Raw genomic sequence first — 13119 nt, 5'->3', positions numbered from 1 at the left:
GCCTTATTTCACACCGCCACGCTGAATCGTTCGTCATCAAATGAACCTCAGATACTTTTATCTCGCTGTTGTCTGTCTATTTTTCGTCATGTCCTTTATCGTAAGGGTAATTTGATACCCACATTTTTATTTGCGAGATAACGATGACCTACCGAGTAATTGCACTTGATCTTGATGGTACGCTACTGAATCACCAGAAAAAAATCCTGCCAGAATCCCTTAGCGCACTAGCACTGGCCCGTCAGCAAGGCATAAAAGTGATGATCGTCACCGGACGCCACCACTCGGCAATCCACCCTTTTTATCAGGGATTGCAGTTGGATACGCCCGCCATCTGCTGTAACGGTACCTACGTCTATGATTACCAGCAGGGTCAAGCGTCGCACACCAATCCGCTCTCTGTCGAACAGGCAAAAAACGTCATCACGCTGCTAGACGAATTTGATATTCATGGGCTGATGTATGCCGATGACGATATGTATTACCAGTATCCTACCGGGCACGTAGTCCGCACGCTGGCATGGGCTTCTGGCTTGCCGGAACAGCAGCGCCCTCGTTTCGCTCAGGTGGAAAATCTGGTGCGTCAGACCGAAGCGTCTCACGCTATCTGGAAATTCGCGACCACGCATGCCGATGTTCCCACGCTGAACCATTTCGCCGCAGAAGTGGAAAAGCAGCTCGGACTCGCCTGCGAGTGGTCATGGCAGGATCAGGTTGATATCGCCCAAACTGGCAACAGCAAAGGCAAGCTGCTCCAGCAATGGCTTGGCGAACAGGGCATCAGTATGAAAGACGTCGTGGCATTCGGCGATAACTTTAATGATATCAGTATGCTGGAAGGCGTAGGGTTGGGCGTCGCGATGGGCAACAGCGCCGATGAGATCAAGGCGAGAGCCGATCTGGTGATTGGCAGCAATGAAGAACCTAGCATCGCCGATGTCATCCGCACCCGTATTCTGGCATAAATTATCGTTTTTTAATTAATCAGTAAAAAGCTCCTTTTTTCCAAAAACACATTTTAATTTCCAAATAATAGCCTTAATTTCATTGACCGCAGTTCTAATTTTGAACTAGTCAATGAATTAAGGCTCAGTGTAGAATGCATATCATTAACCTTGAACGAAAGGTGTTAGAGAGTGAAAAAAATATTTCAATTGGTGTTATGGATCTCTGCCATAGCTACGATATTAAGTTTTTTATTGCAACTAAAAACTCCAAGTAATGAATTAGAATTGAAACTCATATCGCGTGATTTACTAACACGCCCAATTGAAGTAGATGGGCTAAAATCAAGTTATGCTTATAATGATCAACCTATTCAAAAATTATGGCAACTACGTTACATACTTACGAATGTAGGAAGTAAATCATTAATAGGAAGTGGTGATAAAAGCTCATTAATAAACCAAACGCTTACTTTAGAACATGGGGATGACTACGAGGTTTTAGAATACATTTTAAACTCAAATGACTTTGAGCTTTACACTGATAAGAAAGGCATTCACCTAAAATTTCTACAATGGAAACCTAAGGAATCTATTGAAATATTACTTTACCTCTCGCAAGTTAAAGGTTCAGACGAACCGAATTTAAAAATCAACGAGAGAGAAATTATTGATGGGAGCATAACAACATCCTCATTGATTTCATCAGATACTAAAAGAAAGTTTCTCTATGAATATCTCCCAGAATATTTACATTTCCTCTTGAAATGGTTCACCACCATCACGTTTGTAATAATCTTGTTAATTATACCATTCATAATCACAAGTACGATAAGTGAAAATCGCAATTATAAGAACTGGTGTAAAGATTACCAATCATTGGTAGAAGATCTCTCTAAAAATGGTTCTAAATTTCCTAAAAACATCGAAAATTGGTCTAAAGAAAATTGGGAATCCGCAGGTATTCCTAAGCCTAAAATACCGTCAGACACAATCAGAGAAGCCTTGTTTATTTCTTTAATTTTAGGCTTTTTCCTTGGTGTACCATTATTATTCATGATTTCCGTTTAGATAAAATTGAAATTTATCCTACTTCCACTAATGTAATCTCTAGCTATGCTAGCATAGGACCCATGAAATATGAGTTCTATGCTAAACAACGATTCATCGCCCAAGCTTACAGCGCGCTACCCAGCACCTGTCGCAGGTACGCCCCTGCCCCCATTAATCCTGGCTGTTCATGGGTAATCAGGTACACAGGGATATCCTGCATATAGCCTTTGAACCGCCCTTTGTCTTCAAAAGCCGCCCGGAAGCCGGAGGCTTTAAAAAACTCCAGAAAGCGCGGAACAATGCCGCCAGCAATATACACGCCGCCAAATGTGCCTAAATTTAACGCCAGATTGCCGCCGAAGCGTCCCATGATGACGCAGAATAGCGACAGGGCGCGGCGACAGTCCACATCCGTATTGTTGACGGCACGTTCGGTAATATCTTTTGGCTCCAGCGCCTCCGGCGTGCGGTCATCAGACAGCACCACGGCACGGTAAATATTCACCAGCCCCTGCCCGGAGAGTATGCGTTCAGCGGAAACATGCCCGAGCGACTGGCGCAAAACAGAGAGAATTTTGTCTTCTTCATCGCTATTCGGCGCGAAATCCACATGTCCGCCCTCACCCGGCAGGCTAATCCATTGATTGGCGGCATGCACCAGATGGGCGACGCCTAATCCGGTACCTGCACCATACACGGCAATCGGTTTACCTGGCACGGGCTCCCCGCCGCCAAATTGGAGTAAATCCGTGTTAGTCATCACCGGCACCGCCATGGAAACGGCGGTAAAATCGTTGATAACCTCAAAATGGCGCAGACCCAGACTCGCTTTCATTTCTGCGATGGAAAACGCCCAGGTGTGATTCGTCATTGCCACCCAGTCACCGGTAATCGGGCAGGCAATAGCGATACAGGCATCCTGTACCGTGACCTGTCGCGAATCGAGATAATCACGAATGGCCCCTTCCAGAGAAGGGAAATCCAGCCCGGAATAGGTTTCGGTTTGCGACAATTCGCCCGTTGTGGCGTCACACAAGGCCAAACGCGTATTGGTACCACCGACATCGCCCACTAAAACAAAGTGCGTCATTCTTCTTTTCCCCTCAAACAAAGCAGATACTCGATCATTGCGCGAAAACAGCCAGCTACGCTATGGCTATATAACTTTCTAGTGATAAGGATCTCATTTATGGCTAAAAGCTGCGGTTAAGTTAAAAGTAATCGATTACATTTAGAAAACACAAATTGTAATCGATTACTTTTAAGAGGGATACCACATGGTTTCTTCATCTGAAAACACAGCTACCAAATCGTTACAACCGGCCTTCGTGGTTCCCAGACTGTCACTCATGATGTTCTTAGAGTTCTTCATCTGGGGTTCATGGTCAGTTACCTTGGGCCTGGTTATGACACAGTATAATTTGGCCGCCATGATTGGCGACGCCTTCTCTGCCGGGCCGATCGCCTCGATCCTGTCGCCGTTCGTACTAGGCATGGTGGTTGACCGCTTCTTCCCATCGCAAAAAGTCATGGCGCTGCTGCACCTGATCGGCGCGGTCATCCTGTGGTTTGTGCCTACTGCGTTAATCAACGAAGATGGTTCACAGCTGCTGATCCTGCTGTTCGCCTACACGTTATGCTTTATGCCAACGCTGGCATTAACCAACAACATCGCGTTCCATAACCTGACGAATAGTGAGAAGAGCTTCCCGGTTGTACGGGTCTTCGGCACCATTGGTTGGATCGTTGCCGGTGTCTGCATCGGGACCGCGGGCATCTCCGCAAGCGTCAATATTTTCTACGTCGCTGCCGCCTGCTCTGCCATTCTGGCAGCTTACAGCCTGACGCTGCCGCATACTCCAGCGCCGGCCAAAGGCTTGCCGCTGGCAGTGCGCGATCTGTTCTGTGCTGATGCGTTCGCGCTGCTGAAGAAAGGCCACTTTCTGGTCTTTGCCATCTGCGCCATGCTGATCTCTATTCCGCTGGGCACCTACTACGCTTACACCGCATCCTTCCTGAGCAATGCAGGGATCAGCGACGTCAGCACCGCCATGTCGTTTGGTCAGATGTCCGAAATCGTCTTCATGCTGATCATTCCGCTGCTGTTTAGAAAGCTGGGCGTGAAATACATGCTGTTCATCGGCATGCTGGCGTGGTTCGTGCGCTATGCCCTCTTCGCGATGGGCGTGAATGAAGAAACGCGCTGGCTGCTCTATATCGGTATCCTGCTGCACGGCATTTGCTATGACTTCTTCTTCGTCATCGGCTTCATCTATACCGACCGCATCGCGGGAGAGAAAATCAAAGGTCAGGCACAAAGTCTGGTGGTCCTGTTCACCTACGGTATCGGCATGCTGCTGGGCTCACAGGTTTCCGGTGCCATTTATAACCGCCTCTTCGACAACGGTACGTTAAACGCGCCTGAAATCTGGGCGACCTTCTGGTGGATCCCAGCGGTTGCTGCCGCCATCATCGCCGTCATTTTCCTCTTCTCCTTCAAATATAAAGAAGAGCAGGCTTAATCATTTGAGACGGATTATTTAAGGAGAAAACGGGATGAGATCGCCTATGGCATCTCATCCCAGTGCATTCTCCGCTACGGCTATCACAATCGTGCAACGGTATTCATGACCACACCTGTTGCCAAAGGAGGTAATAATGAAAACGTTAAAAGGACCGGGTATTTTTCTCGCCCAGTATATTGGCGATCAGGCTCCCTTTAACACGCTGGAAAATCTGGCGCAATGGGCAGCTGGATTAGGCTTTAAAGCGCTACAAATCCCCTGCAATCACCCGCACATTTTCGATCTGGCTACGGCCGCCGACAGCCAAACTTACTGTGATGATGTGAAAGGCCTACTGGCACAGCATGGGCTGACCATCAGCGAACTCTCAACCCATCTGGAAGGCCAGCTTGTTGCCGTCCACCCTGCGTATGACGATGCTTTTGACGATTTCGCACCACCGGCTTACCGCCGCAATCCGCAGGCTCGCCAAGCGTGGGCTATCGCGGCAATCAAGCAGGCAGCAAAAGCCTCTTCACGCTTAGGACTAAACGCCCACGCTACGTTTTCCGGTGCGCTGGCCTGGCCCTATTTTTACCCTTGGCCACCGCGTAAAGAAGTCCTGATTCAGGAAGCCTTTAAAGAGCTTGGTCGCCTGTGGACGCCGATCCTCGACTGTTTTGACGAGCACGGTGTGGATGTGTGCTACGAGCTGCATCCCGGAGAAGATTTACACGACGGCGTGACATTTGAACGCTTCCTTGATGTCGTCAATCATCACCCGCGCGCCAATATTCTTTACGATCCTAGCCATATGCATTTGCAGCAGATGGACTACCTCGGCTTTATCGATCGCTACCATGCGCGAATCAAAGCGTTCCATGTGAAAGATGCAGAATTTGTCACGTCGAGCAAAAGCGGCGTCTACGGCGGCTATCAGTCATGGGCTGAACGCGCCGGGCGCTTCCGTTCACCGGGAGATGGCCAGATCGATTTTGGCGGCATCTTCAGCAAACTTGCTCAATACGATTACGACGGCTGGGCGGTGCTGGAATGGGAATGCTGCCTGAAAGACAGCAACTGCGGTGCGAAAGAAGGGGCCGCGTTCATCAACCGCCATATTATTCCTGTCGCAGGACGCGCTTTTGACGATTTCGCCGCGACCAGCGACGATCGTCCGTTAGTAAGAAAAATGTTGGGATTAAAAGAGGAGAGCGCAGAATGATTCGCGTTGGCATTATTGGTTCCGGTTTTATTGGCCCAGCACATATTGAAGCGATTCGTCGCCTTGGTTTCGTCGAGGTGGTGGCACTGGCGGAAAATTCGCTCGATCTGGCGCAGCAAAAAGCGCGTCAGCTCAACATTCCCCATGCCTACGGCAGCGTCGCTGATTTATTGGCTCATCCCGGTATTGATGCGATCCATAACTGCACGCCGAACCATCTCCATGCGGCGATCAATAAGCAGATTATTCAGGCAGCCAAGCACGTCTTTTCAGAAAAGCCGCTGTGTATGACCAGCGAAGAAGCGCGTGAGCTGGTGGCGCTGGCAGAAGAAAAAGGCGTTGTCCACGGGGTCAGCTTTGTCTATCGCCAATTTGGCATGGTGCAGCAGGCTGCCAGCATGATTAAGCGTCAGGAGATCGGCCGCGTCTTTGCCGTACACGGTGGCTATCTGCAAGACTGGATGCTGCGCGACACCGACTATAACTGGCGTGTTGAACCGGAGTTCGGCGGCGTTTCCCGCGCGGTGGCCGACATCGGTTCGCACTGGTGCGACACGGTGCAGTTTATTTCCGGTCGGAAAATTGTCGAAGTCTTCGCCGATTTAGCCATCGTCCACCCGATCCGAAAATCCAATCGGAACGGTACGGCCACATTCTCATCATCCGACGCGCCGCCAGAGTACGACGACAAACCGGTCAAAACCGAAGACTACGCGACCGTTTTACTGCGCTTTGAGGATGGCAGCCGCGGCTCCTTTACCGTTTCTCAGGTCAGCGCCGGCCGGAAAAATCGCCTGACGTTTGAAGTGAATGGCAGTGAACAGTCGCTGGCCTGGGATCAAGAAACCCCGCAGCAGCTGTGGATCGGCCATCGAGATAAACCGAATCAGGTGTTGTCGGACGATCCTGGACTGCTGAACCCAGAAGCCGCCGCCGCGGTCCACTTCCCCGGTGGGCATATCGAAGGCTGGCCAGATGCGTTCAAGAACATGATGGCGAACTTTTATACCTATCTGCGTGACGGCAAACAGCCGGGCGTCGATCCGTTCACGTTCGCCACCTTCTACGACGGTGCGAACGTCATGTTCATTATTGACGCCATCGTGCAAAGCCATCAGCAGCAAACGTGGGTGAAGGTCGCCAATTAAGGCATCAGACTGTTCATTCTCTCACGGTATTCATCCCGCAGGTGCGACGTCTGCGGGATGCAGCCAGAGATATTTATGGTAATCTGCTCAGCCAAGCAATAAGTAGCGTGAGTGCCTTCTGAATTATGTCGATTCAAAAAATAGCACGGATAGCTGGAGTCTCGGTCGCCACCGTTTCACGAGTGTTGAATAACATCGATACCGTGAAACCGCAGAACCGGGAACGAGTTCTCAATGCGATAAAAAACAGTAATTATCAGCCAAATTTGCTGGCACGACAGCTACGTACTGCACGCAGCCAGATGTTATTAGTCATGGTTTCCAACATTGCCAACCCCTTCTGCGCCGATGTCGTGAAAGGCATTGAGGCAGAAGCGGAAGAAAACGGCTACCGTATTCTACTATGCAATTCAGGCGCCGATATTGTTCGCGCCCACTCCAGCCTGCAACTGCTGTCCGGTAAAATGGTCGATGGCGTGATCACCATGGATGCCATTTCAACGCTTTCTGCGCTTCAAGACATGATTGGTGCGGCACCTTGGGTACAGTGCGCCGAGCATGACGATACATCTGCCATTTCATCCGTTGGAATTGATAACGCAGAGGCATCCCGCTTTGTGATTAATCACTTTATTGGCAAAGGTCGCCGCCGTATCGCCATGATTAACCACGATATGAATTATCTCTACGCCCAGCAGCGAGAGAAAGGCTATCGCGACGTTATCGCAGAAAATGCGTTTGATTACGGCAAAGTCGAATACGCCAGCACGCTGAGTTATGCAGGCGGAAAGGCGGCAATGACCGCGCTGCTTAACGATCCAGAGCGGCCAGATGCCGTCTTTGTGGTCTCCGATACGCTGGCCGCAGGCGCGCTGTCTGCAATCTGTGAGGCGGGGCTAAGTGCGCCGCAGGATATTGCGGTGATCGGTTTCGATGGCTCGGAGCTGGGTTACATCACCTCGCCCCAGCTCAGCACTATTCAGCAGCCATCCGCACATATCGGCAGAGAGGCCGTGAAGCTGTTATTACAACAAATCGACCAGCCGGACAGCGAAACAGAAAAGCGCTTACTGGAATGGACGTTTGTCGAACGGGCATCCAGCTAACCCAAGCAGAATAAACCGATCCTTTTTCATGTCTGATAACCTGCGGTCCGCTGACCGCAGGTTGAATCTATTCCTTACTTACTTTTTATCTTACTCAGTTTTTCATACAGCGATTGGTAAGCCGCAGAAACAATGGCCTGTGGATCTTTCGGCAAGTCATGTTCAGCAACAAACCACTGGGCACCCGCTTTGGACGCCGCAGGGAGAATCTCTTCCCACGCCAAAATCCCCTCACCCGGTGGGGCAAAGTTCATTTCATCATCGCGGATGCCGATAGACGTATTGTCTTTCGCATGAATTGAATAAATACGCCCTTTGTACTGACGCAGGAGACGCACAGGATCCTGTCCTCCGCGAGATACCCAGGCAACATCCATTTCCAGCATCAGGTTCTCTGGCTCTGCAGCATCCATCATGATTTCCAGCGCCGTTTTACCGCGATACTTCTTCATCTCGAAATTATGGTTGTGATAAGCCAGCTTCATGCCCTGCTTATTCAATTCACGCCCAAGATCGTTCATTTCCAGACCAAAGCGCTTCCAGCCCTCTGCGCTATCCGGTCGGTCTTCAACATTGAGCCACGGCACGATAATCATGCTGTTGCCGATAGCTTTGTTAAAGGCCACGACCTCAGCCATATTACTTTTCAGTTCGCCAAACTGGACATGTGCAGCAATGGCTTTTAACTGATATTTACCTAATAACCCCTTCATCTCTGACGCACTAATGCCATGTGTCCCCACCAGCTCAACCGCCTTAAACCCAGCGTCTCGCGCCATGGAAAATTGCTCATCAAGCGTATTCAAGCTGCGCAGCGTATACATCTGCAAGGCTATTTTCTGGTTTTCTGCTGGCCGTTCGGCAAACGCCAAACCCGATGAAACTATCAACAATAGCGGTATAGCGAACGCACGGCGCAATAACGTCATACAAGGCATGTCCTTCTCCTATTTTTATCCCGTTGCACAGGTGAAAACAAAAAGTAATCGATTACTTTTTATGATGAAAAAATAATAACGCGGGGATAATTTATCTGACTACCTTGTTCACGCGGTAGAAAAAACGAATTGAAAATCACTCTCAATACTCATTTTGTTATCTTGGTCACAGAATATCGACTGATTCACGAAATAGACCGAGCGATGTGAACGACTGTTCTATCACTCGGTCTGTGCTTACGCCGTAATCGATACGCTCTTAATCTGCGCGTAGATCGTTTGCCCAGGGTGAAGCACGAGATCGTCCCGTGCCCACGGTGTGATACGGGACCACAGCGTCTGCTGGCCGACCGCAAGCTTCACTTCAACCTGTCCATCGACATCAATGCACTCTACCACGCTGGCACACAACACATTACGGATGCTGCTTTTTTCCGGTGGCTGTAGCACCAGAGAAACATCGGCGGCATTCACGCGAATGCGCAATGCGGCGTCCTGAGGGAGTTCGACTTTTCCAACCCACACCTGCTGGTCGCCTAATGCCAGCGCCGTCATCGCGTAATGCGCATGCTGAGCCAACACACGCGTACTCAGAATAGTGCTCTGTTCGTCTTTCGGTAACCACGGGCGTAGCGCACTGCTAGCCCACACTTCTTCCAGCAGACCCTGCGCTTTCACTTTGCCTTTATCGAGCACCACAACATGATCGGCTAACCGGACAATCTCTTCCAGACTGTGGCTGACATACAGGATCGGAATATTGACTTCTTTCGCCAGACGTTCCAAATACGGCAACAGCTCGCGCTTTCTGGGTAAATCCAGCGACGCCAGCGGTTCATCCATGAGCAGCAATTCCGGTGCGGTCAGCAAGGCCCGACCAATCGCGACACGCTGTTTCTCTCCACCGGACAGCGTCCGTGGATAGCGATTCAGCAGCGGTTCGATACCCAGTAAACTGACGATATCATCGAACTGCGATTCCATTGTTTCAGCCATACCGTAGCGTAGATTACCGCGCACGCGATAGTGCGGAAACAGCCGAGCATCCTGAAATACATAGCCGATTCGCCGCTTTTCCGGCGGAAGAAAAATACGCTTCTGCGTATCCACCAGCACATGATTATTGAGCACTATTCGCCCGCCATCTGGCCGGGTCAGGCCAACAACAGCGTTGATCAGCGAGGTTTTCCCTGCACCGGATACGCCGAAAATAGCGGTAATACCGTTCGCAGGCAGTTCAGACTGAACGCGAAGTTCGAGGCTACCCAGCTGTTGATGAAAATCGAGTTGCAGCATTATCCCCCCAACCGCTTGCGGCTCCAGTTTGTTAGCCATTCCGATGCTAACAGCGCAGCCAGCGACAAGACGATGGCAATGATACACAGCCTTGCTGCATCAGCCTCCGCGCCGGGCGTTTCAATCAGGGTATACATCGCCAGTGGAATGGTTCGGGTTTCGCCTGGAATGTTAGAAACAAACGTAATGGTCGCGCCAAACTCGCCAAGCGAACGGGCAAACGCCAATACGGTTCCAACAACAATCCCAGGAAAAGAGAGAGGTAATGTGATGGTGAAAAACACGCGCCACGGCGAGGCACCCAATGTCCGAGCGGCCTGTTCCAGATGCTTATCGACAGCATCAAGCGAAAGACGGATCGCCCGAACCATCAGCGGAAACGCGACAATCGCCGACGCTAATGCGGCACCGCGCCAGCTAAAACTAAAGCTGAAGCCGAACCAGTCATAGAGCCAGGAACCGATTACGCCGCGTCTTCCCATCGCCACCAGCAGCAGATAACCAATAACCACTGGCGGCAACACCAGTGGTAAATGGATAATGCTATCCAGCAGTGATTTACCGGGGAACCGACAGCGCACTAAAATCCACGCCATCAGTATCCCAAACGGCAAGCTGCACGCCACGGCCACAACGGAAACTTTGAGGCTCAGCTCAACCGCCTGCCATTCGTAATCACTCAGCATCATTAACGCGGCGCGAAGCCATAGCGTTTAAATACGGCTGCAGCTTCAGGCGTTTTCAAGTAGTCATAAAAACCGGTAACCGCGGCGTTTTTATGCTCTTTGACTATAGCCATCGGGTATTCAACAGGCTTGTGGCTCGTCGCTGGGAATATACCGATGACCTTAACTTTGTCGCTGGCAACCGCATCAGAACCGTAAACAATACCCAGCGGGGCTTCTTCACGTTCCACCAGCGCCATGGCTGCACGTACGTTGTTGGCGCGCGCCATCAGTGGAGAGAGTTCATCCCAGGCTTTCAGATTCTGTAAGGCTTCTTTGGCATAGATCCCAGCAGGCACGTGATCTGGGTCGCCAACGGCCAGACGTCCATCTTTCAGCAGGCTTTTCCAGTTGGTTTTATCATCAATTTTAATGTCTTTCTGCGCACTCGCCTTCGGCGCAATCACCACCAGCTCATTGCCCAGCAGCGTGTGACGCGTCGCGGTATCCATCAGGTTTTTATCCTGCGCGTAGTCCATCCACTGTTGGTCAGCGGAGATGAACAGATCGGCAGGCGCACCTTGCTCAATCTGGCGCGCCAGCGTTGAGGATGAGGCATAAGACGCGACGACAGCGACATTTTTCTCTTTCTGATATTGCGTAGCGATTTCCTGCAACGCATTGGTCAGTGATGCCGCGGCGAACACCGTGACTTTATCTTCTGCTACAGCGGGCAACGCAATTCCTGCACTGAGGGTTAGTGCGGCAAACCATTTTAACCATTGCTGCTTCATTCTTGTCTCCTGACAATTATCGTTGTGTAAATAATGATATAACGAATAGTGAAGCAGTGTCATGTGCTTTAAAGAGGTATATTACCCGTCATACTTCAAGTTGCATGTGCGTTGGCTACGTTCACTCACCCGAATCACTTACCTGAGTAAGCTCATCGGAATTCCTTACCTTGCCGCCTGCCTGCCTGAAACTCGAATTATTTAGGGTAGATATGGGGGTAGAAAAGAAATGTCCGGCCAGAAGCCGGACATCAAAATAGGAAAGGATCGTGAATCAGTGCTGATTCTTTGCGCGCTGACCGTCGGAATGACCGATGCGGGACAACACGTTAAACACTTCGCCCAGGCAATAAATCGAGCCCATGATAATCACCATCATCACAGGAACCATGGCAACTGCAAACAGCAGGCTCTTCAATAACTCCAACATGCTTACCTCACTTATTGCAACAGTTTCCGCTACTTTAGCCCGTCTACTGCGCTATTTCACTGTAAACCGAGATCGTCGTAATTGCCACGTAGTCTACCGCAGTAATAGAAATTAGTGCGTCTATTTGTGCGATTTGCCCCTGATGAAGAAAATAGCGACAATACAGAGAATTAAACTCACCGACGGTGCCCTCACTATGCAGGCTGAAATTCTCCTCACCCTGAAACTCCAACAACGTTTATTCGCCGACCCGCGGCGTATTGAATTGCTCAAGCAAATTCGTCATACCGGTTCAATCAGTCAGGGGGCCAAACTGGCGGGGATTAGCTATAAAAGCGCCTGGGATGCCATCAATGAGATGAACCAGCTAGCCGAACAGATCATCGTCGAGCGCATGACCGGCGGCAAAGGCGGTGGCGGTGCTCAGCTCACCCGCTATGGCGAACGTCTTCTCCAACTGTACGATTTGCTCGCGCAGATTCAGCAAAAAGCCTTTGATGTCTTGCAGGAAGACGGTCTGCCGTTGGATAGCCTTCTGGCAGCCATTGCGCGTTTCTCGCTGCAAACCAGCGCCCGTAATCAGTTTTTTGGAACCGTGCTCGCACGCGGCGAAGAACAGGTGCAACAACATCTGGATATTTTACTCGCCGATGGTAAAACAACGATCAGCGCCCTGATTACGCAACAAAGCGCCGAGCGCCTGCAATTACAGAAAGGGAAAGAAGTGTTGGCGCTGATTAAAGCACCATGGATCGATGTGTACGCTGCCACGTCCACCGCGCCCTCAGTCGATAACGTCTTGCCTGGGCAAATTAAGGCCATTCAGCACGGTGTAGAAAACAGCGAGCTTCTGATTACGCTGGCGGGGGGAGAAACCTTGTGTGCCATGGTGCCGAATGCCTTGCTTGAGCAGCAAAAGCTGCAACAGGGAGCGAACGTGAAAGCCTGCTTCAATGCTGACCGGGTTATCATCGCCACGCTTTGTTAATGTCGCTTTAGCGCTATCGCCATCTGAC

Annotated in this window: 13 protein-coding genes; 7 read left to right on the top strand and 6 right to left on the bottom strand. The window is 50.4% G+C overall.

Translation table 11 applies throughout. The features are described 5' to 3' along the window. The first annotated feature begins 143 nt into the window (after positions 1–143). Entirely contained in the window at positions 144–965 is an 822-nt protein-coding gene (locus HP572_RS04170; protein WP_240584831.1) for a pyridoxal phosphatase, read from the top strand. Positions 966–1136: 171 nt separating this feature from the next. Further along, positions 1137–2015, top strand: coding sequence for a hypothetical protein (locus HP572_RS04165; protein WP_240584830.1), 879 nt, complete (start codon positions 1137–1139; stop codon positions 2013–2015). Between the two features lie 106 nt (positions 2016–2121). On the opposite strand, the gene glk is transcribed toward HP572_RS04165, so the two are convergent. Beyond that, a complete protein-coding gene (gene glk, locus HP572_RS04160; RefSeq protein ID WP_103970717.1) occupies positions 2122–3087 on the bottom strand; it encodes a glucokinase in 966 nt (321 codons plus the stop codon). A 187-nt stretch (positions 3088–3274) separates the two neighbouring features. On the opposite strand from glk, the gene HP572_RS04155 reads away from it, so the two are divergent. The 4 genes from HP572_RS04155 to HP572_RS04140 all read left to right on the top strand — a co-directional run bounded on the left by HP572_RS04155 (position 3275) and on the right by HP572_RS04140 (position 7980). Further along, positions 3275–4519: an MFS transporter gene (locus HP572_RS04155; RefSeq protein ID WP_010302766.1), complete on the top strand. Its 1245-nt coding sequence runs from the start codon at positions 3275–3277 to the stop codon at positions 4517–4519. 136 nt (positions 4520–4655) lie between these two features. Continuing rightward, entirely contained in the window at positions 4656–5726 is a 1071-nt protein-coding gene (locus HP572_RS04150) for a sugar phosphate isomerase/epimerase (protein WP_103970716.1), read from the top strand. Next, positions 5723–6874, top strand: coding sequence for a Gfo/Idh/MocA family protein (locus HP572_RS04145; protein ID WP_125232488.1), 1152 nt, complete (start codon positions 5723–5725; stop codon positions 6872–6874). Before HP572_RS04150 ends, HP572_RS04145 begins: the two co-directional genes overlap by 4 nt. A gap of 125 nt (positions 6875–6999) precedes the next feature. Further along, entirely contained in the window at positions 7000–7980 is a 981-nt protein-coding gene (locus HP572_RS04140; RefSeq protein ID WP_211006524.1) for a LacI family DNA-binding transcriptional regulator, read from the top strand. Between the two features lie 74 nt (positions 7981–8054). Here the strand turns inward: HP572_RS04140 and HP572_RS04135 are convergent, their stop codons facing one another. From HP572_RS04135 to HP572_RS04115, 5 genes are all read right to left on the bottom strand, one after another. Beyond that, positions 8055–8918 carry a sugar phosphate isomerase/epimerase gene (locus HP572_RS04135; RefSeq protein ID WP_180745980.1) on the bottom strand — a complete coding sequence of 288 codons (864 nt, stop codon included), beginning with the start codon at positions 8916–8918 and terminating at the stop codon, positions 8055–8057. A gap of 237 nt (positions 8919–9155) precedes the next feature. Then, on the bottom strand, positions 9156–10214 hold the full coding sequence (gene modC / locus HP572_RS04130) for a molybdenum ABC transporter ATP-binding protein ModC (RefSeq protein WP_109225954.1): 1059 nt from the start codon (positions 10212–10214) through the stop codon (positions 9156–9158). Further along, complete coding sequence (gene modB / locus HP572_RS04125; RefSeq protein ID WP_039473842.1) at positions 10214–10903, bottom strand: molybdate ABC transporter permease subunit; 690 nt, start codon at positions 10901–10903, stop codon at positions 10214–10216. The genes modC and modB overlap by 1 nt, the downstream gene beginning before the upstream one ends. After that, the gene (gene modA / locus HP572_RS04120) at positions 10903–11673 is read right to left on the bottom strand and encodes a molybdate ABC transporter substrate-binding protein (protein WP_103970712.1); all 771 of its coding nucleotides are present in this window, start codon (positions 11671–11673) and stop codon (positions 10903–10905) included. The genes modB and modA overlap by 1 nt, the downstream gene beginning before the upstream one ends. A 274-nt stretch (positions 11674–11947) precedes the next feature. Next, complete coding sequence (locus HP572_RS04115) at positions 11948–12103, bottom strand: AcrZ family multidrug efflux pump-associated protein (protein WP_010302737.1); 156 nt, start codon at positions 12101–12103, stop codon at positions 11948–11950. Between the two features lie 196 nt (positions 12104–12299). Between HP572_RS04115 and modE the strand changes: the two genes are divergently transcribed. After that, positions 12300–13091, top strand: coding sequence for a molybdenum-dependent transcriptional regulator (gene modE / locus HP572_RS04110; RefSeq protein ID WP_116361733.1), 792 nt, complete (start codon positions 12300–12302; stop codon positions 13089–13091). Positions 13092–13119: the final 28 nt, after the last annotated feature.

This window comes from Pectobacterium sp. PL64 (genome assembly GCF_022477975.1).
Taxonomy (GTDB): Bacteria; Pseudomonadota; Gammaproteobacteria; order Enterobacterales; family Enterobacteriaceae; genus Pectobacterium; species Pectobacterium jejuense.
This window is presented reverse-complemented; position numbering and strand designations above follow the sequence as displayed.